The sequence below is a fragment of the Lentibacter algarum genome, from assembly GCF_040580765.1.
GTDB lineage: Bacteria > Pseudomonadota > Alphaproteobacteria > Rhodobacterales > Rhodobacteraceae > Lentibacter > Lentibacter algarum.
In genome coordinates, this window is sequence record NZ_CP158687.1 from 2721282 (window position 1) to 2744353 (window position 23072).

Annotated in this window: 17 protein-coding genes, 3 tRNA genes and 3 rRNA genes; 6 read left to right on the forward strand and 17 right to left on the reverse strand. The window is 56.0% G+C overall.

Annotation, left to right across the window (positions count from 1 at the left end; all coding sequences use genetic code 11):
* Positions 1 to 88 precede the first annotated feature (88 nt).
* On the forward strand, positions 89 to 733 hold the full coding sequence (locus DSM117340_RS13530; RefSeq protein WP_089892703.1) for a ribonuclease T2: 645 nt from the start codon (positions 89 to 91) through the stop codon (positions 731 to 733).
* Positions 734 to 827: 94 nt separating this feature from the next.
* Here DSM117340_RS13530 and DSM117340_RS13535 read toward each other — a convergent pair whose 3' ends face one another.
* Both DSM117340_RS13535 and DSM117340_RS13540 read right to left on the reverse strand, forming a co-directional pair.
* The gene (locus DSM117340_RS13535; protein WP_089892706.1) at positions 828 to 1799 is read right to left on the reverse strand and encodes an NAD(P)H-quinone oxidoreductase; all 972 of its coding nucleotides are present in this window, start codon (positions 1797 to 1799) and stop codon (positions 828 to 830) included.
* A gap of 10 nt (positions 1800 to 1809) precedes the next feature.
* Entirely contained in the window at positions 1810 to 2472 is a 663-nt protein-coding gene (locus tag DSM117340_RS13540; protein ID WP_089892712.1) for a COQ9 family protein, read from the reverse strand.
* A gap of 103 nt (positions 2473 to 2575) precedes the next feature.
* Between DSM117340_RS13540 and rpsU the strand changes: the two genes are divergently transcribed.
* The gene (gene rpsU, locus DSM117340_RS13545; RefSeq protein WP_089892716.1) at positions 2576 to 2782 is read left to right on the forward strand and encodes a 30S ribosomal protein S21; all 207 of its coding nucleotides are present in this window, start codon (positions 2576 to 2578) and stop codon (positions 2780 to 2782) included.
* Positions 2783 to 2872: 90 nt separating this feature from the next.
* Here rpsU and DSM117340_RS13550 read toward each other — a convergent pair whose 3' ends face one another.
* Positions 2873 to 5266 (reverse strand): FAD-dependent oxidoreductase, encoded by a 2394-nt coding sequence (locus DSM117340_RS13550; protein WP_354689682.1) that lies wholly within the window; start codon positions 5264 to 5266, stop codon positions 2873 to 2875.
* A 214-nt stretch (positions 5267 to 5480) separates the two neighbouring features.
* Here DSM117340_RS13550 and yghU point away from each other — a divergent pair, with 214 nt between their 5' ends.
* Complete coding sequence (gene yghU / locus DSM117340_RS13555) at positions 5481 to 6353, forward strand: glutathione-dependent disulfide-bond oxidoreductase (RefSeq protein WP_089892723.1); 873 nt, start codon at positions 5481 to 5483, stop codon at positions 6351 to 6353.
* Positions 6354 to 6606: 253 nt separating this feature from the next.
* Here yghU and rrf read toward each other — a convergent pair.
* Both rrf and DSM117340_RS13565 read right to left on the reverse strand, forming a co-directional pair.
* Positions 6607 to 6721, reverse strand: a 5S ribosomal RNA gene (gene rrf, locus DSM117340_RS13560).
* Positions 6722 to 6807: 86 nt separating this feature from the next.
* A 23S ribosomal RNA gene (locus tag DSM117340_RS13565) occupies positions 6808 to 9636 on the reverse strand.
* A 252-nt stretch (positions 9637 to 9888) separates the two neighbouring features.
* Here DSM117340_RS13565 and DSM117340_RS13570 point away from each other — a divergent pair.
* Positions 9889 to 10032, forward strand: a complete 144-nt coding sequence (locus tag DSM117340_RS13570; RefSeq protein ID WP_177170691.1) for a hypothetical protein — start codon at positions 9889 to 9891, stop codon at positions 10030 to 10032.
* Between the two features lie 49 nt (positions 10033 to 10081).
* Here DSM117340_RS13570 and DSM117340_RS13575 read toward each other — a convergent pair.
* The 6 genes from DSM117340_RS13575 to DSM117340_RS13600 form a co-directional block, all read right to left on the reverse strand.
* Positions 10082 to 10157: transfer RNA gene (locus DSM117340_RS13575), tRNA-Ala, on the reverse strand.
* Positions 10158 to 10165: 8 nt separating this feature from the next.
* Positions 10166 to 10242 (reverse strand) — tRNA-Ile (locus tag DSM117340_RS13580).
* 150 nt (positions 10243 to 10392) lie between these two features.
* Positions 10393 to 11856: ribosomal RNA gene (locus tag DSM117340_RS13585) — 16S ribosomal RNA — on the reverse strand.
* Together the 16S, 23S and 5S rRNA genes with 2 tRNA genes alongside form the textbook arrangement of a ribosomal RNA operon.
* Before the next feature lie 962 nt (positions 11857 to 12818).
* Complete coding sequence (locus DSM117340_RS13590) at positions 12819 to 14399, reverse strand: GMC family oxidoreductase N-terminal domain-containing protein (protein WP_089892727.1); 1581 nt, start codon at positions 14397 to 14399, stop codon at positions 12819 to 12821.
* Between the two features lie 40 nt (positions 14400 to 14439).
* Entirely contained in the window at positions 14440 to 15048 is a 609-nt protein-coding gene (locus DSM117340_RS13595) for a Hint domain-containing protein (RefSeq protein WP_089892731.1), read from the reverse strand.
* 116 nt (positions 15049 to 15164) lie between these two features.
* Positions 15165 to 15623: an Lrp/AsnC family transcriptional regulator gene (locus tag DSM117340_RS13600; RefSeq protein WP_089892735.1), complete on the reverse strand. Its 459-nt coding sequence runs from the start codon at positions 15621 to 15623 to the stop codon at positions 15165 to 15167.
* 144 nt (positions 15624 to 15767) lie between these two features.
* Between DSM117340_RS13600 and ald the strand changes: the two genes are divergently transcribed.
* Together ald and DSM117340_RS13610 are read left to right on the forward strand one after the other, a co-directional pair.
* Positions 15768 to 16883 carry an alanine dehydrogenase gene (gene ald / locus DSM117340_RS13605; RefSeq protein WP_354689683.1) on the forward strand — a complete coding sequence of 372 codons (1116 nt, stop codon included), beginning with the start codon at positions 15768 to 15770 and terminating at the stop codon, positions 16881 to 16883.
* A 59-nt stretch (positions 16884 to 16942) separates the two neighbouring features.
* Positions 16943 to 17542: a ferric reductase-like transmembrane domain-containing protein gene (locus DSM117340_RS13610; protein WP_089892740.1), complete on the forward strand. Its 600-nt coding sequence runs from the start codon at positions 16943 to 16945 to the stop codon at positions 17540 to 17542.
* Positions 17543 to 17594: 52 nt separating this feature from the next.
* On the opposite strand, the gene DSM117340_RS13615 is transcribed toward DSM117340_RS13610, so the two are convergent.
* The 6 genes from DSM117340_RS13615 to pheS all read right to left on the reverse strand — a co-directional run bounded on the left by DSM117340_RS13615 (position 17595) and on the right by pheS (position 22952).
* Positions 17595 to 17671: transfer RNA gene (locus tag DSM117340_RS13615), tRNA-Met, on the reverse strand.
* A gap of 161 nt (positions 17672 to 17832) precedes the next feature.
* Complete coding sequence (gene mscL / locus DSM117340_RS13620; protein ID WP_273496674.1) at positions 17833 to 18264, reverse strand: large conductance mechanosensitive channel protein MscL; 432 nt, start codon at positions 18262 to 18264, stop codon at positions 17833 to 17835.
* A gap of 116 nt (positions 18265 to 18380) precedes the next feature.
* Positions 18381 to 18824 carry a YtoQ family protein gene (locus DSM117340_RS13625; protein ID WP_089892747.1) on the reverse strand — a complete coding sequence of 148 codons (444 nt, stop codon included), beginning with the start codon at positions 18822 to 18824 and terminating at the stop codon, positions 18381 to 18383.
* Positions 18825 to 18835: 11 nt separating this feature from the next.
* Positions 18836 to 19465: a class I SAM-dependent methyltransferase gene (locus tag DSM117340_RS13630; RefSeq protein ID WP_089892751.1), complete on the reverse strand. Its 630-nt coding sequence runs from the start codon at positions 19463 to 19465 to the stop codon at positions 18836 to 18838.
* 17 nt (positions 19466 to 19482) lie between these two features.
* Positions 19483 to 21882 carry a phenylalanine--tRNA ligase subunit beta gene (pheT, locus tag DSM117340_RS13635; protein ID WP_089892754.1) on the reverse strand — a complete coding sequence of 800 codons (2400 nt, stop codon included), beginning with the start codon at positions 21880 to 21882 and terminating at the stop codon, positions 19483 to 19485.
* A complete protein-coding gene (gene pheS, locus DSM117340_RS13640) occupies positions 21879 to 22952 on the reverse strand; it encodes a phenylalanine--tRNA ligase subunit alpha (protein WP_089892757.1) in 1074 nt (357 codons plus the stop codon). The genes pheT and pheS overlap by 4 nt, the downstream gene beginning before the upstream one ends.
* Positions 22953 to 23072: the final 120 nt, after the last annotated feature.

A 23072-nucleotide genomic window follows, 5' to 3' on the forward strand; every position in this document is an offset into this window, starting at 1 on the left:
AGGGGCGAGCCTTTGGAGGGGCTCAGGTTACCGTTGTCGGGGAACTTGAGCGCTATATACTGGCCCATGAAACATAAGGAAAGAGTGAATGTTGTTGCGTGTTGTTCTCGGTTTTCTCCTGTTCGTGATCGTTGCCGGCATTGCTGCCGCCAAAGGCGAGCGCGCGGGGGAATTTGACTATTATGTCATGGCACTCTCATGGTCGCCCAATTGGTGCGCCCTTGAAGGCGAGGCCAAGGGTTCCCCTCAATGCGACACTGATGAGGATCACGGCTGGGTGCTGCACGGCCTTTGGCCACAATATCACCGCGGCTGGCCCTCTTTCTGCCTGACGCCTGAGCCTCAGCCCCAACGCAGCCTGACAAACACTATGGCCGATATCATGGGCACATCTGGACTCGCTTGGTATCAATGGAAAAAGCACGGTGTCTGCTCCGGCCTCTCTGCGCGCGCCTATTACGACCTCTCGCGCAAAGCCTACGAGAGTGTCGTGCGCCCACCTGTCTTTCGCAAACTCAACAAAACGATCACGCTCCCCGCATCCGTTGTCGAAGACGCATTCCTCAAGGAAAACCCATCCCTGAGCCGCGACATGATCACCATCACATGTCGCGAAGGCCATATTCAGGAAGCGCGGATTTGCCTGAGCAAAGACCTGTCCCCCGTCCCCTGCGGGCGCGATGTTTCGCGGGATTGTTCATTGAGTGATGCGGTGTTTGAGCCCGTGAACTGAGAAGGTATTGCGCCGCGGCTTCGCCGCGTCGCGGTGGCGAGAGGGGCTTTCCCCTCTCGCGCTCTCCCCAGGATATTTTCAGAAAGAGGAAACCCTAGGCCACCTTAAGCACAATCTTTCCGATATGCGTGCTGCCTTCCATACGGGCATGGGCCTTGGCGGCATCCGCAAGCGCAAATTCCTGATCCATAACTGGCGCAATGCGCCCCATATCGAGCAAGGGCCAGACTTGCTCACGCAGCTCATCCGCGATCTTTGCTTTGGCGAGCTCGGACTGCGGACGCAATGTGCTGCCCGTGAGTGTCAGGCGCCGCGCCATGATTTGGGCGAAATTCAGCTCGACTTTAGGCCCCGTCAGAAAAGCAATCTGCACCAAACGGCCATCATCGGCCAATGCGCGGATGTTGCGCGGGATATATTCACCGCCCACCATATCAAGGATCAAGTTTGCGCCGCCCTCGGCCTTGAGCACCTCGACAAAATCTTCGTTCCGATAATTCATCACCCGCTCAGCGCCCAACGCTCGACAAGCATTGGCTTTGTCTTCATTTCCCACCGTTGTGAAAACCCGCGCACCAAAGGCGGAGGCAAGCTGGATCGCGGTTGTGCCAATCCCTGAGGAGCCGCCATGCACCAAAAAGCGCTCACCTGCCTTGAGGCCACCGCACTGAAACACATTGGTCCAGACTGTGAAAAACGTCTCTGGCAAACAGGCCGCTTCCTTAAGGCTCATGCCTTTTGGCACAGGCAGGGCATGGGCGGCAGGTGTCGTAACATATTCTGCATAGCCACCGCCCGGAAGCAGCGCACAGACCTTGTCTCCCACGGCCCATTTGCTTACGCCTGCCCCGATCGCAGCAACTTCGCCGCTTGCTTCGAGCCCCGGCAGATCGCTCGCTCCTTTGGGTGGTGCATAAGCGCCTGCGCGTTGCAGCGCATCAGGACGGTTTACCCCCGCATAAGCCACTTTGATCAGGATTTCGCCATGGCGCGGCACAGGACGCTCGCGCTCAGCAAGCTTCAATACCTCAGGCGCACCCGCCTCGGTTATTTCTATCACACGCATCGTATGTTCCTTATTTCTTTACCGCACCTGGCATATCCATCATGGACCTAGGCGCACGCACCGCACCGGTGATGCGGCCCAAAATGTCGCCAAAAAGCTTGTTCTTCCCCAAAGCGTGCTTGGCTTTTTCGATCTTCATAACATCGTCAATGCGCCGCTCAAGAAAAGCCCATGTCGCCTCGTGCCCCTCGCTCGTATCTCCAAGCCAGTACAGCACGGCAGAAGAATACACCCCCGAGAGCGTCGCGCGCTTGGTGTACCAGTTGAGATCCTCCGAAGTGTCGCCAAGCGCCTCCCAGATGGCGTCACAAGTCTCCCAAATAAGCCGCGCGCCTTCGGGTGCAAAACTCGGCAACGCAAAAAGAGTCATACCACGGCGCACCAGCTCTTTGTCTTCCACCGCTTCCAGCCGGTAGCGCACGGCCGCGGTCACCCGCGCAGAATAGCGCATCTCGTCCAAATCGGTCTGTGCAAGCCGTGCCAGCATCCGCATATCGCCACGCTTGTGATAGGCCACAGCCAAGTCCACAGCCCCCCGCGGACAAAGCCCATGGGCGAGCGCGGGCTCAAGCTCCGACTCGGAAACAGCCGCCTCAAAACTTGCCTCGCTCCAGCCGTCAAACGGCACATGAGCAAGCGCTGCATCAAGCAATTTGTCTTTCAAATCAGCCATATTCGCCTCCTCCCCCCACACTAGACAAAACCATAGGGCTTTGCTATACGCCACCTTCCTGCAAATCCTTGCAACTTCAAACTAGAAAGGTGGTGAAAACCACATGCAGGTTAGTGTTCGCGACAATAACGTCGATCAGGCGCTTCGTGCCCTGAAGAAAAAGCTACAGCGTGAGGGTGTTTTTCGCGAAATGAAGCTCAAGCAGCATTTCGAGAAACCGTCCGAGAAAAAAGCACGCGAGAAAGCTGAAGCTATCCGCCGTCAGCGCAAGCTGGCGCGCAAGAAACTCCAGCGCGAGAACGGGATGTAATCCATCCCCTCGATCTCAGAGCTACTCTGACACGAAAAAGACAATTGCCCCCGTAGCTTCGGCTGCGGGGGCTCTTTTTTGAGCGCGCGGTTAATGCGCGCCCTCAAGTCGGCGCATCGGCGCAACTGTGGCCTGCACAACTTTGCCCAGGACATCGACACTCAGGCTTTGGCCTTCTTGGGCCAAGCCGCGTTCCACAAAAGCGAGCGCAATATTGGCGCCCACACGGTGGCCCCAAGCGCCAGTCGTAACGGTTCCAACAACCCGCCCATCCAGCATAACAGAGGCGCCGCCATGTGCGGGCGCCTCTTTGGTCTCAAGCGTAAGGCTCACAAGTTGCACCTTTGGCTCATGCGCGATCAGCGCCTCTTTACCGATAAATGCCTTATCCATCATGACAAAGCGCTCAAGCCCCGTCTCATAAGGGCTAAATTCAGTGATCAGCTCTGATTTCCAGTGCATAAAGCCCATCTCAAGGCGCATCGCCTCAACAGCGCGGCTGCCAAAGAAGCTCATACCATGCGTTTCGCCCGCGTTGCGCAGCGCCGTGTAGGCTGCCATCAGGCTTTGGTTGGGCACATGGATTTCATAAGCCAGCTCGCCCGAGAAGCTCACCCGCATCACAACAGCAGGCGCGATCCCCACATGCGCCTCGCGCACAGCCAGCCACTTGAAGGCCTCGTCTGACCAGTCGCCGCGCGCCGCACTCGAGAGCACATCGCGCGCTTTCGGCCCCGCGATCACAATGATCGTCATATCGTTTGTCAGCGAGCGAATCTGCACATCCTCATCCGCCCCGATATGCTGCATGAGCCAGTCCATATCGTGATACTCAGCCGCCGCAGCCGAGCCAAACCAAACCCGCCCATTCGGCAGATTGGCAATCGTGGCCTCGCCCTTCACCATCCCTTGATGGTTGAGCAGATAGCTCAGCCCCACACGCCCCTCGCGGCGCTGCAAGCGGCCACATGTCATACGATCAAGGAAATCATGCGCACCAGAGCCAGTGATCTCAAAGCGGTTGAACCCGCTCACTTCGGTCAACCCAACGCCGCTCTGCACCGCCCGCACCTCGGCGCCAATCACCTCCTCAGCATTGGTAAAGCGGAAGCTGTGCGCTTCCTCAAACTCAGGAGTTGGCTTGATATATTCGAGCCGCTCCCAGCCGTTGACGAGGCCAAAGTGCCCGCCCTCTGCCGCCAGAACAGGCGTCAAAGGCGTGGTTTTCATAGGCCGTCCCGCTGGCCTGTGCTCATGCGGATAATGAAAGCGGAATTCGTTCTGATAATCCTCAATCGCCTTCAACGCGGTCAGCTCGACGCTGGCGTGCCCGGTAAAGCGGCGCGGATCAATGCACCAGGTGTCATAGCATGCCTCGCCATGCGCAATCATCTGCGCCAAGAGCCAGCCATGCCCGCCGCCCTCGCCAAGCCCGGCGCGCAGGCCCGTGATACAAAACGCGTTGCGCTTGTTCGGGATCGGCCCGACAAGCGGCGCGCCGTCAATCGTATAGGTGATCGGCCCGTTGACGATGGTGTGAATTCCAACTTCGCCAATCGCAGGCATCCGCGCCATCGCGCCCTCAAATGTCTCAATCACCCGCTCAGGATCATCAGGACAAAGTGCATTGGTGAAGTTCGGGTCGATCCCGTCCATGCCCCATGTCTTGCAGTCCTGCTCGTAAAAGCCGATCAGCAGGCCGTTCTTTTCCTGACGCGAGTAATAGTCGCTGATCGGGCACCGGATCAGCGGCATACGGTGGCCCGCCTCCTCTATCGCCTTGATCGGCTCGGTCAGGAAATACTGATGCTCCATGCTGGCGACAGGCAGGATCGCGCCCATCATCGCGCCTATCTCGTTGCAACGATAGCCACCCGCATTGACGATGATTTCAGCCTCTATATCGCCCGCCTCTGTGTGCACAATCCAGCTGTCATCCGAGCGCTGTGTTAGCCCTGTCACGGGGCGGTGACGGAGCACCCGAGCACCCGCGTTACGCGCCCGTCGCGCCAGCGCCTGACGGAGCTGGGCTGGGTCAATATCACCATCAAGTGGATCCCAAAGACCACCAACAAGCCCATCGGTCTCCAAAAGTGGATGCCGCCGCGCACATTCGGCAGCATCAATCACCTCAAATTCAACACCCATTCCCCGCCCCATTGAGGCAAAGTGGCGATACGCCTCCATTTGCTCCTCGGTCTCTGCAAGTCTGATGCCGCCGTCGGCATGGTGGTAGTTGATTGGATACTCTGGATCCTCAGAAAGCTCTTTATAGAGCGCAATCGAGTGTGACTTTAGGCCCACCATCGTTTGGTTCATGCCAAAGTTCGTCACCTGTGCAGCAGAATGCCACGTCGTCCCGCTTGTAAGCTCATCGCGCTCAAGCAAGATCACATCCGTGAGGCCTTCCTGCGTGAGATGATATATTGTCGAGCAGCCCGCAATCCCGCCTCCGATCACAACAACTTTTGCCCGCTCGCTCATGTGTCATCTCCTATATCTGTTTGCGCAAGACAACACGCAGCCGCCCCCTGCGTGCAATGGGGCATTTTTTGTTTTTCCAAAACGCGTTTCCCCGCTTCGGCTTTTCTTAAAATCACACCTGCGTCAGCGCACAAGCTCCCTGCACTTTTGGCCCTGTTATCCAGAGAATTTTGGACTACGTTCAAAGCAGGGAATCCAAAACAGGACAAATGACATGAGCGACACATACATCCCCCCCAAGGTCTGGACATGGGAAAAAGAAAGTGGAGGAACCTTCGCTTCAATCAACCGTCCCATCGCCGGTGCAACTCATGACAAAGAGCTTCCCGTGGGCAAACACCCTTTGCAGCTTTACTCCCTTGCCACGCCCAACGGCGTCAAGGTGACGGTCCTTTTGGAGGAGCTCCTTGCTGCTGGCCACACTGAAGCAGAATATGATGCCTGGCTGATCAACATCGGCGAAGGCGATCAATTCGGTTCTGGCTTCGTTGAAATCAATCCGAACTCAAAGATCCCCGCGCTGATGGATCACTCTGTCACACCGCCACGCAGAATGTTCGAAAGTGCCAGCATCATGCTGCAACTCGCCGAAAAGTTTGGCGCCTTTATCCCCAAAGACGCCACTGCGCGCGGCGAAATGCTCAACTGGCTCTTTTGGCAAATGGGCAGCGCACCCTATCTCGGCGGCGGTTTCGGCCACTTCTATGCTTATGCTCCCGAAAAGTGGGAATACCCCATCAACCGTTTCGCGATGGAGGTCAAACGCCAGCTCGATGTGCTGGACCGTCGCTTGGCCGAAAACGAATTCCTTTCGGGCGCCGACTATACAATCGCCGATATGGCCAACTGGGCTTGGTACGGTCAGCTCGTCCTAGGCCGTCAATATAACGCTGCCGAATTCCTTGATGTCGCCTCCTACAAAAACGTCCTGCGTTGGGCCGAAGCAATCGATGCGAGGGAGCCAGTACAGCGAGGGCGAATGGTCAACCGCGCTATGGGTGAGCTCTCAAGCCAGCTGCGCAACCGTCATGACGCCTCCGATTTTGACACGATGACCCAAGATAAGATCGAAGCGGCTGAGAGCTGAGCGTTAATCTCATTGGTTTAGAATACACCAACTGCGGCGATATCCCTTTCTAATGAAAGGGGTGTCGCTGCGGCGCGTGGAGCGTCCGCAGCTTACAATCCTAATCGGACAGCTTGTTGTATTTATGGATTTTTTTTACTTTTGGATTGTTTTTGAACGCAAAAAGCACCCCTGAGGGGTGCTTATTTGTATGAGACATTCGAAAGAGAGATATCGGCCAGCCTCGCGGCGGGTCCATGATAGGCTTTATTAGGTTTGGCGGTGACCTACTCTCCCACACCTTAGGATGCAGTACCATCGGCGCAACAGCGCTTAACGGCCGGGTTCGGAATGGAGCCGGGTGTTTCGCTTGTGCTATGACCACCAAACCAAAAAAAGCCTATCAAAATTCCAAGTCAAGTCATCTTATGTGATGTATGCTGATGTCCAGCTAAAAGCCTAGCTTTTACTGGATCAAATCAAGCCTATCGGACAATTAGTACCAGTCAACTGAATGCATTGCTGCACTTACATCTCTGGCCTATCGACGAGGTGGTCTACCTCGGTCCTCAGGGATACCTTGTTTTGAGGGGGGCTTCCCGCTTAGATGCCTTCAGCGGTTATCCTGTCCGATCATAGCTACCCAGCACTGCTCCTGGCGGAACAACTGGTACACCAGTGGATCGTTCACCCCGGTCCTCTCGTACTAGGGGCAACTCCTCTCAAGTATCCTACACCCACGGCAGATAGGGACCGAACTGTCTCACGACGTTCTAAACCCAGCTCACGTACCTCTTTAAACGGCGAACAGCCGTACCCTTGGGACCTGCTCCAGCCCCAGGATGAGATGAGCCGACATCGAGGTGCCAAACACTGCCGTCGATATGGACTCTTGGGCAGTATCAGCCTGTTATCCCCGGCGTACCTTTTATCCGTTGAGCGATGGCCCTTCCACTCGGGACCACCGGATCACTATGGCCGTCTTTCGACTCTGCTCGACTTGTCAGTCTTGCAGTCAGGCTGGCTTCTGCCATTGCACTCAACGAGCGATTTCCGACCGCTCTGAGCCAACCTTCGCGCGCCTCCGTTACGCTTTAGGAGGCGACCGCCCCAGTCAAACTACCCGCCACACAGGGTCCCGGATCCAGATAATGGACCGCGGTTAGACATCAAGCAGAGCAAGGGTGGTATCTCAAGGGAGGCTCCACGCAAACTGGCGTTCACGCTTCAAAGCCCACCACCTATCCTGCACATGCTCGGCCTAATGCCAATGTGAAGCTGTAGTAAAGGTGCACGGGGTCTTTCCGTCTAACCGCGGGAAGCCTGCATCTTGACAGGCAATTCAATTTCGCTGAGTCTATCTTGGAGACAGCGGGGAAGTCGTTACGCCATTCGTGCAGGTCGGAACTTACCCGACAAGGAATTTCGCTACCTTAGGACCGTTATAGTTACGGCCGCCGTTTACCTGGGCTTCAATTCAGAGCTCTCACCCCTCCTTTTAACCTTCAGGCACCGGGCAGGCGTCAGACCCTATACGTCGTCTTGCGACTTCGCAGAGCCCTGTGTTTTTAGTAAACAGTCGCCACCCCCTAGTTTGTGCCCCCAGTATCTACTTGCGTAAACACTGGGCCTCCTTCTCGCGAACTTACGGAGGTATTTTGCCGAGTTCCTTCAAGATAGTTCTCTCAAGCGCCTTGGTATTCTCTACCAGTCCACCTGTGTTGGTTTAGGGTACGGTCTGATGGAGGGCTATTTCCAGGAACCAATTAGCGGCCCACTCAATCCAATAAGAGTGAACAACCTTCATGATCCGTCACATCCTCCTGGCCCACGAATATTAACGTGGTTCCCATCGTCTACGCATTTCTGCCTCGACTTAGGGGCCGGCTTACCCTGCTCAGATTAGCTTTAAGCAGGAACCCTTGGACTTTCGGCGACAGGGTCTCTCACCCTGTTTGTCGCTACTCATGTCATCATTCTCACTAGTGATCTCTCCACGGGATCGCTCACGCGCCCGCTTCACTGAAAGCTCCTTGCGTCCAACGCCTTCCGAAGAAGGCTAAAGACGCATGGAACTATGTCACACTACGCTCCGCTACCATGCACTATGTGCATCCTCAGCTTCGGCTCATGGCTTGAGCCCCGTTACATCTTCGCCGCAAGACAGCTTATTTAGACCAGTGAGCTGTTACGCTATCTTTAAAGGATGGCTGCTTCTAAGCCAACCTCCTGGTTGTTTTGGCCGTCTCACCTGCTTTCCCACTTAGCCATGAATTAGGGGCCTTAGCTGGAGGTCAGGGTTGTTTCCCTCTTCACTACGGACGTTAGCATCCGCAGTGTGTCTGCCATCTAGTACTCCCGGGTATTCGGAGTTTGGTTAGGATCAGTAAGCCTGTGGGGCCCCATTACCCATCCAGTGCTCTACCCCCCGGGGTATTCGGATGACGCTCTACCTAAATAGATTTCGCGGAGAACCAGCTATCTCCGAGTTTGATTGGCCTTTCACCCCTAGGCACAACTCATCCCGACCTTTTTCAACAGGTGTGGGTTCGGACCTCCAGTAAGTGTTACCTTACCTTCATCCTGGTCATGCCTAGATCACTCGGTTTCGGGTCTGATCCATCTAACTCATTCGCCCTATTAAGACTCGCTTTCGCTGCGCCTACACCTAACGGCTTAAGCTTGCTAGATAGACCAAGTCGATGACCCATTATACAAAAGGTACGCCGTCAGCTCTCAAGGAGCCTCCGACTGATTGTAGGCGTCCGGTTTCAGAAACTGTTTCACTCCCCTCGTCGGGGTGCTTTTCACCTTTCCCTCACGGTACTGGTTCACTATCGGTCAGTAAGGAGTACTTAGCCTTCGAAGGTGGTCCTCCGATCTTCAGACAGAATTTCACGTGTTCCGCCCTACTTAATACGTCCTATTGAGCTTCATTTACGGGACTGTCACCCACTATGGTTGGCCTTTCCAGACCATTCAATTCACTCTCAAGGCTCGGCTGGTCCCCGTTCGCTCGCCGCTACTAGGGGAGTATCAATTGATTTCCTTTCCTCCGGGTACTTAGATGTTTCAGTTCCCCGGGTTTGCTTTTATAAACCTATGTATTCAGTCTATAAATACCTGGTTCAGCCGCCTATAAATTGCCGAAGCAATTATAGAAAACTGTCAGGTGGGTTCCCCCATTCAGAAATCCATGGATCAAAGCTTATTCTCAGCTCCCCATGGCTTATCGCAGAGTATCACGTCTTTCATCGCCTCTTACTGCCAAGGCATTCACCAAACGCCCTTCTCGCGCTTGATTTGATCCAGAAAAAGACAGGCTTACGCCTCTCGCGACACCAAGCTGGTTCAAAGCAGGTGTCTTTATTCTGGGATCAAAAGCATACATTTTCCCGCCAGACCTTAACAGATCTGACATAAGCTACATTCCTGTATGAAGGGAATGCGCTTAAGCTTAAGACCGTGCGATCTTAAGCTTGGTTAGTGTACTTGACTTGGACAACTCTGTTCTTTTCAAACTGGCAGACTTTAGAACTGAGCGAGGAAACACCCGTTGTCTAAAGCTCGCCCCGAAGGGCACCAATCTGAGGTGATCCGCTTACTCGCAGTCACCAACAGTGTTGATTTTGATATCTCTCTATACGATGTCAAACGCACATCCGAAGATGTCCGCTATGTCGTCCGATTGGACGGCTAAACACTCGAAAGTGCTTAGCGATCAAATCAGTCTTTAGTCTGTAAAACCTTGGTGGAGCCTAGGAGGATCGAACTCCTGACCTCCTGAATGCAAATCAGGCGCTCTCCCAGCTGAGCTAAGGCCCCTTAAGGAATGGTGGGTCGAGGAGGACTTGAACCTCCGACCTCACGCTTATCAGGCGTGCGCTCTAACCACCTGAGCTACCGACCCATACAGGCCGGTAGGCCTGAAACTATGTTCTGAAGAGATATGAGGACGGCCTGGTCCGGTGCGAGACACCGAAGTGTCTCTATATGTCACTAAGTGACTGCTAAGTGTTCGTCGATATCGAGCAAGCTCAATATGCCAGAACATCCTTAGAAAGGAGGTGATCCAGCCGCAGGTTCCCCTACGGCTACCTTGTTACGACTTCACCCCAGTCGCTGATCCTACCGTGGTCCGCTGCCTCCTCCGAAGAGGTTAGCGCACGGCCGTCGGGTAGAACCAACTCCCATGGTGTGACGGGCGGTGTGTACAAGGCCCGGGAACGTATTCACCGCGTCATGCTGTTACGCGATTACTAGCGATTCCGACTTCATGGGGTCGAGTTGCAGACCCCAATCCGAACTGAGACAACTTTTGGAGATTAACTCACTGTAGTTGCCATTGTAGCACGTGTGTAGCCCAACCCGTAAGGGCCATGAGGACTTGACGTCATCCACACCTTCCTCCCGCTTATCACGGGCAGTTTCCATAGAGTGCCCAGCCGAACTGCTGGCAACTAGGGATGTGGGTTGCGCTCGTTGCCGGACTTAACCGAACATCTCACGACACGAGCTGACGACAGCCATGCAGCACCTGTCACTATGTCCCGAAGGAAAGCCTGATCTCTCAGGTTGTCATAGGATGTCAAGGGTTGGTAAGGTTCTGCGCGTTGCTTCGAATTAAACCACATGCTCCACCGCTTGTGCGGGCCCCCGTCAATTCCTTTGAGTTTTAATCTTGCGACCGTACTCCCCAGGCGGAATGCTTAATCCGTTAGGTGTGTCACCGAACAGTATACTGCCCGACGACTGGCATTCATCGTTTACGGTGTGGACTACCAGGGTATCTAATCCTGTTTGCTCCCCACACTTTCGTACCTCAGCGTCAGTATCGAGCCAGTGAGCCGCCTTCGCCACTGGTGTTCCTCCAAATATCTACGAATTTCACCTCTACACTTGGAATTCCACTCACCTCTCTCGAACTCAAGACTAGCAGTATCAAAGGCAGTTCCAGGGTTGAGCCCTGGGATTTCACCTCTGACTGACTAATCCGCCTACGTACGCTTTACGCCCAGTAATTCCGAACAACGCTAACCCCCTCCGTATTACCGCGGCTGCTGGCACGGAGTTAGCCGGGGTTTCTTTACCAGATACTGTCATTATCATCTCTGGCGAAAGAGCTTTACGACCCTAAGGCCTTCATCACTCACGCGGCATGGCTGGATCAGGCTTGCGCCCATTGTCCAAGATTCCCCACTGCTGCCTCCCGTAGGAGTCTGGGCCGTGTCTCAGTCCCAGTGTTGCTGATCATCCTCTAAAACCAGCTATAGATCGTAGACTTGGTAGGCCATTACCCCACCAACTATCTAATCTAACGCGGGCCGATCCAAATCCGATAAATCTTTCCCCCGAAGGGCGTATAAGGTATTACTCACCGTTTCCAGTGGCTATTCCTTAGATCTGGGTACGTTCCCACGCGTTACTAACCCGTCCGCCGCTCCACCCGAAGGTAGCGCTCGACTTGCATGTGTTAGGCCTGCCGCCAGCGTTCGTTCTGAGCCAGGATCAAACTCTCAAGTTGAAACACAATTGCTTGCGTATCCTTGACGTCGAACCTCTGCACATCTACCAAATGACCTTACTGAAATCATTTGGCATTTTCATTGTTTGAAGTGCTTTCAGTTACCAAAGTAACCAGAAGCCGTCCAAACAGTGAAGCTGACTATCCATCATCGGAGCCGAAACTCCTAGGTAGTTGATATGAAGAGGTTGATCCATCGAATGAACCAAACCGCCCACATATCTCTTCAGTTATTATCAATGTCAAACAGCGTCGGGGTAAACCCCAGAGACAAAAGTGACTGGATGCGCTGTAACTTACTAGCGCGCCCCGCCTCATTAACCTCAAAATTTCTCCGCTTCAGAACCTCCCGAGCTTCGCTCCGTCCGTCCCTGCCGCGTCCCGTTGTGCGCCTCAGCGCCGCCGGTGAAGTGGGTTCTAAGCCCAGTTCACCAAACCCGCAACCCCTTTTTTGAGAAAAAAGAAACTCTTCTCGTTTTTCTGTTTTGACCCCTATTTTTAAACACCCAGAGCAGGATTATCCGAGAAAGGAAGCACCTCAACAGGGTGTGTCTTGATAGAGAATGCACTCTTTCCCCCCCAATTTCTCCATATGAATCGCAGTCTTGGCTCGGATTCTCAAAGCGACTCGGAATCGGCGTGATCGAAAGGGATCACCGTCACGTCGATTCTCCAATAAGGTGCCCTTAGGGAAGCTGAAGCGGGGTGGCTTCCACGAGTCGCTTGCCTCAATACTAGCTCATATATTGCCCGACTTCATTCGGCAGACATCAGCTTTAGTTTTGGGTGCAACTGGGGCCGAGATGTCTGACCCAATAACTCGCGCCAGCGGCCATGGCACATTTCGGTTTGGTGTCAGTGCCCGCACAAGAGCCCACAACACTCCCATTCGTTACGGACATGTCTTTTTCTTACTCTATGTATCCCAGGCGGTCGCATTGCACGAAGTGCACTTCGATGTCTCACCCCCTAAGCATCATCTCCGCCACCTTCTCGGCAATCATGATGGTCGGCGCATTGGTGTTCCCACTGACAATCTTGGGCATCACACTTGCGTCCACCACGCGAAGGTTACCAACAGCCTTCATGCGGCATTCAGCGTCCAGAGGCGCGCTGTCTTCCTGCCCCATCCTCACCGTGCAGGTCGGATGGAAAATCGTGGTACCGATTTCCCCCGCCGCGGCCACCAATTCACCATCGGTGCTCAAATGCGCACCGGGCTTCATCTCCTCTGGAGCGTAATGCGCCATCGCAGACGAACCCATAATCTCACGGACTTGGCGGATCGCGGCCACTGCCACGGCGCGGTCTCCCTCCGTGCTCAGATAGTTGGGCGCGATTCTGGGCGCATCCTTTGGATCATGAGAGGCAATCTCTACAACCCCACGGCTCTCAGGACGCAGGTTGCAAACACTCGCCGTCATCGCGGGGAAGTCATGCAGCGGCTCGCCAAACGCTCCGAGTGACAAGGGCTGCACATGATACTCCAGATCCGCAGTCGCAAGGTCTGGCCGTGATTTGGCAAACGCTCCGAGCTGGCTCGGCGCCATGCTCATCGGCCCCGACCGCTTCAAAGCGTATTCCAGCCCGATCTTGGCCTTGCCCCAAAGCGAGTTCGCCAACGTATTGAGCGTCTTGGCGCCCGTCAGCTTCCATGCACATCTCAGCTGCAAGTGGTCCTGTAAGTTTGCACCCACCTCCGCGACATCAGCCAGCACGTCTATGCCATGCTGAGCCAAAAGCGCCGCAGGACCTAGCCCAGACAGTTGCAAAATCTGCGGACTGCCGATCGCCCCCGCACTCAGCACAACTTCGCCCCCCGCGCGCGCCACGCTGACAACGCCGCCCCGCTCATACTCTACCCCTGTGCAGCGCCCGTCTTCTACAATGAGCTTGCGGACATGTGCGCCCGTCACCGTCTCAATCATACCTTTGGGCGCGCCGCGCAAAAAGCTCTTGGCCGTATTGACCCGCCAGCCGCTGCGCTGGTTCACACGGAAGTAGCCAACGCCTTCATTGTCGCCACGGTTAAAGTCATCCACCGCAGGCAAGCCATAGCTCACCGCCGCGTCGCGCCAGTCGTCCAGCACATCCCATCTGAGCCGCTGTTCCTCCACACGCCAAGGCCCGCCAGCGCCGTGCATCTCGTCAGCGCCTGCATAATAGTCTTCCGAGCGCTTAAAATAGGGCAAGACATCGTCCCACCCCCAGCCCGTGAGGCCCATCTGGCGCCAGCCGTCATAGTCCGCTGCCTGCCCACGAAGATAGAGCATCCCGTTGATCGAAGAACAGCCGCCCAAAACCTTGCCGCGCGGATATAAGAGAGAGCGCCCGTTCAGTCCGGCTTCTTCATCGGTGCGAAAGCACCAGTCGGTGCGTGGATTGCCAATGCAGTAGAGATAGCCCATCGGGATATGCACCCAGTGGTAGTTGTCCTTGCCACCCGCCTCCAGCAGCAGAACCTTTCGCCCACCATCAGCCAAGCGCCGCGCCATAACACAGCCTGCACTGCCCGCCCCGATAACGATGTGGTCAAAGCCCATCTTCTGCTCCCGCCTTGTGATTGCGGCAGACGCTAGACTGTTAAATAAGTCTTGGCAAACTGACGGAAGCTTCAGGCAAATAACTCAGTAAGGCAGACGCCTCACCGTATCCAAGCCGCAAACGAGATCCGTCCCCCGCCAGACTCGCGGTTCCGTCCGCCTGACAGGCTGCTCCCTCGGCAAAGATCATCGCCTGCGAACTCAAGACAAGCCGCAAGTAACTGATGTGCTTGCAGGGCCTAAGTGCGATATCAAATCCATTGACCAAAACCAAAGCAGGTACATAAAGCTCGGTGTGGCCCTGATAGGCGCAGGAATCAGGCAGCCGAATTAAGACAGGTTGGCTCTGGCGCACACGCAGCGGCATCTGGTTCCCGACAATTCCGGGACTAAACACAACAGGTGCATTCGTTCTGATCCCTTCACCTTGCCACACATCAAAGCTGATCAGCATTTCATGGCCAGTTTCTGTCAAAAGCCGATCACCGGGCCAAAGCGCATCAACGCGCAAATCGCCCATCGCCGTGGCAACACAGGTGCTTGCCTCCAGCCAACACTCAACGCCAACAGCAGGGTCTTGAGCAGACTGCGTCTGACCCGCCAAAGCGCACCATCGGGCCGTTTGCCTTTGCTCTTGGGTCTGTCGCATCTGCTCGCTTTCAAAGTCTCGCGCCAGACTAGGCTTGCGAAAGCTAAAACAAGGTAAAACGCCCAGCGCCCCTTACCCCCAATTTAGCTAAACTTTTGGCAACAGCGGCCAAGCGCTCAGACAGGCAACGCTGTGGTCTTAAACACGGTGCGCAGTGCAAAACTGCTTTGCATCTGCGCCACGCCCGGCAAGCGCGCGAGATGCTGGCGGTGTATGCGCGCAAAGTCGTCGGTGTTCTCGGCGACAACTTTGAGAAGATAATCCGCTGACCCAGCCATCAAATGACATTCAAGCACATCAGGAATCCGCCCGACGGCCTTTTCAAACGCATCGAGCACTTCATCAGCCTGCGCCTGCAAGGTGATCTCAACAAAGACAGTTGTCGGGACGCCCATCTTGCGTGCGTTGAGCAGCGCCACATAATCGCGAATGTAGCCCTCTTTCTCCAGCCGCTGCACGCGCCTGTGGCAAGCGCTTGCGCTCAGATTGGCCGCCTCGCTTAACTCGGCATTGCTGATCCGCCCCTGCCGCTGCAAGACCTTCAAAATACGGCGATCCGTCTCATCAATAGCCATTTACGCACATCCCTTCGAAGATTTTACTCTTTATGCGAAGATTCTCCCAAATAGTCCACATCACACGCCTCATTTCTCAAAGCACTTGCATTTTACCTGCGACATTCTGGCACAAATCACCTCATGACTCAGGGAGACAAGTTCATGAAAATCGGTTGCCCAACAGAAATCAAACCCCAAGAGTTTCGTGTCGGCATGACACCAAACGCTGCGGGCGAAGCCGTCGCACGCGGACATCAGGCTCTCGTGCAAAAAGGCGCAGGCCTTGGCGCGGGATTCTCTGATGACGACTACACGGCCGCAGGCGCACAGATCATCGACACAGCAGAAGAAATCTTCGCAACGGCCGACATGATCGTAAAGGTCAAAGAGCCCCAAGCAGGCGAGCGCAAGATGCTGCGCGAAGGCCAACTCCTCTTCACCTATCTTCACCTCGCGCCAGACCCCGAGCAAACGCATGACCTGCTGGCTTCGGGCTGTACCGCCATCGCTTATGAAACCGTCACAGATGATCGCGGCGGCCTGCTGCTCCTTGCGCCAATGTCTGAAGTGGCTGGCCGCCTTGCGCCCCAAGTCGGCGCATGGACATTGCAGAAGGCCAATGGCGGCCGCGGCGTCCTGATGGGCGGCGTGCCGGGTGTTGGTCCTGCCAAGGTTGTCGTGATGGGCGGTGGCGTTGTCGGCACACACGCCGCCAAGATCGCCGCAGGCATGGGCGCAGATGTCACTGTACTGGACCGCTCTTTGCCGCGTCTCAAATATCTGGATGACGTTTTCGGCGGCACGTTCAAGAACCAGTATTCAACAGCTGGCGCCACAGCCGAACTGATCCGCGACGCGGATATGGTCATTGGTGCGGTCCTCATCCCGGGCGCCGCCGCGCCCAAACTCATCAGCCGCGCACAACTTGGCGATATGAAGCCAGGCGCCGTGCTCGTAGATGTGGCGATCGACCAAGGCGGTTGTTTTGAAACCTCCAAGGCCACAACACATGCCGACCCAATCTATGACGTCGACGGCATCATGCACTACTGCGTGGCCAACATGCCGGGCGCTGTCGCACGCACCTCGACAATTGCGCTTGGCAACGCGACCATGCCCTTCATGCTCGCCCTCGCGGACAAAGGCTGGAAGCAAGCGTGCGCCGATGATGCACATCTGCTCGCTGGCCTCAATGTCCACGCTGGCAAGCTGACATATTACGCTGTCGGCGAAGCCCTCGGCCTTGATGTGATGTCGCCTCAACTGGCGATCAAATAAGAACCGACGGAAAGGCGGGGAAGCGCCGTATAAATCCTGACAACAACAGGATTAGTACAATGCTTTCCCGCCTCTCTCCCTATTGGCTCTGGCTCCTCCTCGCCATTCCCGCCTTCGGCATCCTCAGCGATGTGCTCACCTCAACAGATCCTAAAGCGCTCAAACACGCTCTGCACCCATCAGGCGAGTTCGCCGCGCGCTTTATGATTATCTCGATGATGGCCACACCCCTCGCAATGCTATTCAAAGGCAGAAGTTTCCCCATCTGGCTCAAGAAAAACCGTCGCTATTTCGGTGTGGCTGCTTTCGCTTATTCTGCCTTACACCTCGGGTTTTATCTCGTCTCGCGTGGCAGCCTCGAGAAGATCCTCGGTCAAGCCACCGACTTTGATATCTTAACAGGTTGGCTCGCGTTCCTTATCTTCCTACCGCTGGCAGCTACATCTTTTGACGCCGCCGTGCGCGCGCTTGGTCCCCGCTGGAAAAGCGTTCAACGCTGGGTCTATGCCGCCGCCGTGCTCACGCTTTTGCACTGGGCCGCAAAGGACGGCTGGGAAGGTCTGCCCCCAGCATTGGTAAATTTCGCACCACTCGCTCTGCTGGAAGGTTATCGCATCTGGTATTGGTATATCCGTCCAAAGCCAGCCCGCACCGCTTGAGCCAAACAAAAAGCCCCGCGCAATTGCACGGGGCTTTTTCATTGTCAGTTTGTGGTAGCGTGAGGTGGACTTGAACCACCGACCCCAGCATTATGAGTGCTGTGCTCTAACCAACTGAGCTATCACGCCATTCACAACCGATGTGGGCGAATTAGCCAAGCCGAAAGGCGGAGTCAAACACAAAACTCAATGCAAACCACCTTGTGCGCTAATTTCACGGCAATCCTGCTTAAAAACGTAAAAGGCCCCCTCAACAAGAGCGGGCCTTTCTCTGTATCTGTGCAGAAGATTTACTTCTTCGCGAGCGCGTCGCGAATTTCCGCCAGAAGCTCAAGCTCGGTTGGCCCGGCGGGCGCCTCTTCAGCGGCTTCTTCTTCCTTGGCGGCGGCGTCTTTGGCTTTGTTCACGTAGCGCACCAGCATAAACACCACAAACGCGATAATCAGGAAGTTGATGATCGCCATGATGAAGCTACCATAGGCAAACACAGCCGCACCGCTCTCGCGTGCTGCTTCCAGCGTTGCCCCTTCAGCCACAGTCCCCGACAGAACTGCATAGAGGTTCACAAAGTCCACACCGCCCATCACAAGGCCAATGATCGGGTTAATCAAATCAGCCACCAAAGAACTGACAATCGCCGTAAAGGCCGCACCGATGATAATCCCGACGGCCATATCCATCACATTGCCCTTGGCAATGAAGTCTTTAAATTCGCTTAGCATTGGTTCACTCGTCCCTGTATATACTGTTATCGCGCCCCTGGGGCTGCCGACACGTTAACACATCCGCCTAATAAAGCAGCAATTGTTTCAGGGGGAATATTTGCCATTGTGGCCCCTTAGCGCGGCAGCGCGCCTTCCAGCACGTAGCGCAATATTTGCGCCACCTCTTCAGGTGCGCGCGCCACAGCCAATGCCGCCGCATCGACTTCTTTCAAAGCATGGTCATGCTCAGGCTGCTGCAAAATGATCAGGCTCTTGCCAAGCGCACTAGCATAGCCAGCGTCAAACGCCGCGTTCCACTGTTTGTATTGCTCGCCAAAGCGCACCACAACAACATCCGCCGCGCCAATCGCGCCCCGCGTGCGGATCGCGTTGACCATGGCGCCCTTGCGATCATGCCAGAACTTGTCGGGCTCTTCGCCCAAGATCGCCACGCCGCAGTCGTCAGAGGCGGCATGATCCGTCACAGGCGCGCTAAAGCTCACATCGAGCCCCTCGCAAGCCGCGATGATCTGCTCACGCCAGTCAGTATGAATTTCGCCCGAAAGGTAAACCTGCATTCTATTCTCCCTCAAATCTTTCGCGCCACAACATAGCGCGAAATTGCAGGGAAATTCCCTGACTCCAATGTCTCAAATCCAGCATCCGCAATCCGGCGGTCCACATCGGCAATCCGCCACAGCCCCACATCCGGTGCTTTGCCGATCCGCTTCAAAATCGGCAGCATGCCCGCCACCAGAAAACGCTTCCAGCCGAAGGCTTTGTCCATCAAGCAAGGCGTCTTGCTGATCATAAGCCCGCCAGGCTTGAGCATCTTGAATATGTCGGCAAGGACGGCGTCAGCATCAGGCACAAGGTGAAAGAGATTAAACCCCATCACCACATCAAACCCCTCCTCAAGCTGCGCGCTCTCAGCCGCGCCAAGCACGCGGAACTCTAGGTTGCTATGCTCGTCCGCCGCCTTGTCGCGTGCGATGCGGATCATCTCGCTGGATTGGTCCGTACCGACAAACGCCTTCACGTGCGGCGCCAGTCTGAGCGCGGTTGTCCCCGTGCCACAACCCATCTCAAGCACGCGCATCTCAGGCGTGAGGTGGCTGAGGGTGCGCGCCAGTGTGTGTTCATAATCCTCCACACTGCGCATCTGGCTTTCGGCATATTTGGGCGCCATCTTGTCCCAAAACGTCTTGCTATCCACCATCACACACCCCCTAAAGCTTACCCGCGCAGGCTCCCGCCCGTTGCCTTCGTGACTTTCTCAACAATCTTGGCCGCAACAGCCTCGATGTCTTCGTCCTTTAACGTCTTGTCTTGGGGCTGCATTCGCACAGTGATGGCAAGGCTCTTCTTGCCCTCACCGAGCGAGCCACCAATGAACTCGTCAAAGACGCGGACATCTTCGATCAAAGCCTTGTCAGCTCCCGCCGCCGCATTGATAAGCGTCAGCGCTTCGACACGTTCATCCACCACAAAAGCAAAGTCACGCTCCACAGCCTGCAAATCGCTCGACTTCAGAGCTGGACGTGTCGCGCTCTTCTTGCGCGCTTCAGGAACCTCTTCTGGCCAGACGGTAAAGGCCACAGCTGGCCCCTTCACGCCCATCTCCTTAAGCACTTTGGGGTGCAGCTCGCCAAAGATCGCCAAGACTTTTTTCGGTCCAAGACAGATTTTACCGTGCCGTCCAGGATGCCACCAGCTCGGCCCGTCGCGCATGACCTGCACCTTGGCAGGCGCACCAACAGCGGCCAGAACAGCTTCAGCATCCGCTTTCGCGTCAAACACATCAACAGAACGGCTCTCGCCCAAAATATCCTTCGGACCCGTCTTGCCAACCAAAAGCCCAGAGACTTGCAAAGCCTGCTCTCCCGGTTCGCCGCCGTGAAACACTGGCCCAACCTCAAACAAAGCAAGGTCTGCAAACCCGCGCGCTTGGTTGCGTGCCGCAGCCTGCAACAGCCCGACAAGAAGATCAGGCCGCATATGGCTCATCTCGCTTGAAATCGGGTTCTCAAGCCGCGTGGTATCTTCCCCGCCGCCAAACAGAGCCGCGCTCTTCTGATCGACAAAAGAGTAGGTCACGCACTCGTTGTAGCCAAGGCCCGCCGCCGTGCGCCGCGCTGCCTGCTCGCGCTTCTGAAGCGGCAACAAAATTTGCTTTGGCACGCCCGCGCTCGCCCGCGTCAGAGGCTTACCAACAAGCTTGGTCAAGCTCGCAATCCGCGCAACCTCTTCGACCAAATCCGCCTCACCCAGAACATCAGGCCGCCAGCTCGGCACCTGCGCCATATTGCCCTCAAGCTTGAAGCCCAGCGCCGTCAGCGTCTGCCGTTGCTCCGTCTCGGGAATATCCATGCCCACAAGGCTCTGCACCCGCTTCGCATCAAGCTTATACGCGCGGCTCACATCAGGTGCCTTGCCTGCCACGGTCACATTGCTCGGCTCACCGCCGCACAGCTCCATGATCATGGCGGTCGCATCTTCCATGGCCTGCATGTTGTAAGCAGGGTCAATCCCGCGCTCGTTGCGGTACCGCGCATCAGAGTTGATCTTGAGCGCACGTCCCGTCATGGCGATCTGGATATGGTCCCAATAGGCGGCCTCAAGGAAAACATCTGTTGTCTCCTCGGTGCAGCCCGTGGCCAACCCGCCCATAACGCCCGCAATGCTCTCAATGCCGTTGTCATCCGAGATCACAACCTGACCGCCAGAGAAGGTATATTCCTTCTCGTCCAAGCCAACAATCTTGTCACCCGCCTTGGCGCGATGCACCCGCAGATTGCCGCTCACCTTGCCCGCATCAAACACATGCAAAGGGCGGTTACGATCGTATGTGAAGAAGTTCGTAATATCGACAAGCGCCGAGATCGGACGCAAACCAATCGCTTTGAGGCGCTGTTGCAGCCACTCAGGCGAAGGCCCGTTCTTCACACCGCGAATAAGACGACCCGCAAAAACAAAGCAGCCGTCTACCTTGGCGTCGTCCTCAATGGTGACACTGATAGGGCATGCGAATTGCCCGTCATGGCTCGGCGTTTCCACAGGCTTGAGCTTGCCCAGCCCCCGCGCCGCCAAGTCACGCGCAATCCCGCGCACGCCCAGCGCATCAGGGCGGTTCGGCGTGATCGCAATCTCGATGGTCGGGTCGACCTTCTCAGGCGCATTCTTTGCCAGCCAGTCAATGAACAACTCGCCAATCTCACCAGAGGGAAGCTCGATAATCCCGTCATGCTCGTCACTGAGCTCAAGCTCGCGCTCTGACGCCATCATCCCGTGGCTCTCGACCCCGCGAATTTTGCCAACAGACAGCGTCGTGTCGATCCCCGGCACATAATCACCGGGCTTGCACAAGACGATAGTGATCCCCGTGCGCGCATTCGGCGCGCCACAAACGATCTGCTTGCTGCCCTCGTCAGTCTGCACGGTGCAGACACGCAAACGGTCCGCATCAGGATGCTGCTCCGCATGGGTCACCTTGCCCAGCGTAAAACTCTTAAGGCGCTCGGCAGGGTTCTCAACCCCTTCAACCTCAAGCCCGAGGTCCGTGAGCGCTTCACAAATCGCATCAACGCTGGCGTCGGTGTCGAGATGGTCTTTCAGCCAAGAGAGTGTGAATTTCATCGGCTCAGCCCTCCATGAAGTGTCGGTTGATCAAGGCTCGCGAAGCCATAGTGGCGCAGCCAGCGCAGGTCTGAGTCAAAGAACGCCCGCAAGTCGGGGATGCCGTATTTCAACATAGCGATACGGTCGATGCCCATGCCAAAGGCAAAGCCTTGCCATTCGTTCGGGTCGATCCCGCCCGCTTGCAGCACCTTGGGGTGGACCATGCCTGAACCGAGAATTTCGAGCCAGTCGTCGCCCTCGCCAACCTTGAGCGTGCCGCCTTCCCATGAGCAGCGGATGTCGACTTCGGCAGACGGCTCCGTAAACGGGAAGTGGCTCGCGCGGAAGCGCAGCTCCACATCATCGACTTCAAAGAACGCCTTCACAAACTCTTCGAGCACCCACTTGAGGTTGGCCATCGAGATGTCCTTATCCAGCGCCAGCCCTTCGACTTGGTGAAACATCGGCGTATGCGTCTGGTCATAATCCGCCCGATACACACCGCCGGGGCAGATCACGCGGATAGGCGCGCCCTGCTTCTCCATGCTGCGGATTTGCACGGGGCTGGTATGCGTGCGAAGCACATGCGGGGGCCGTTCGTCGCCCTCGGCACGGTGCATATAAAATGTATCCATCTCCGCGCGCGCCGGGTGATGGCCCGGAATGTTCAGCGCGTCGAAGTTATACCAATCGGTGTCGATCCGCGGCCCTTCGGCCACAGCAAAGCCCATATCCGCAAAGATCGCGGTGACTTCTTCTGTCACTTGGCTGATCGGGTGAATGCTCCCCTGCCCGCGCAAACGGCTCGGCAATGTCACATCAAGCCACTCGCTGCGCAGCCGCTCATCCAGCGCCGCATCTTCAAGGCCTGCCTTCTTAGCTGCGAGCGCCGAGTTAATCTCGTCTTTCAGCGCGTTGAGCTTCGGCCCAGCCACCTGCCGCTCCTCGGCAGTCATCTTGCCCAGCTCCCGCATCTGAAGGCTCACTTCGCCCTTTTTGCCGACCGCTTGCAAGCGCAAGTCCTCAAGCGTGGCTTCATCAGACGCAGCCGCAATCGCCGCGATGTATTTGTCTCTTAGATCGTCCATGTCTCATACCTATCTGGCTCGCGTTTGACCTAGCGCGCCCTGCACCATTTCGCAAGCCAGCAACCCTCTCAGAACAAATTGACTCAAATTAAAGCCCAGTTTACCTTTTGATAGCCTTAG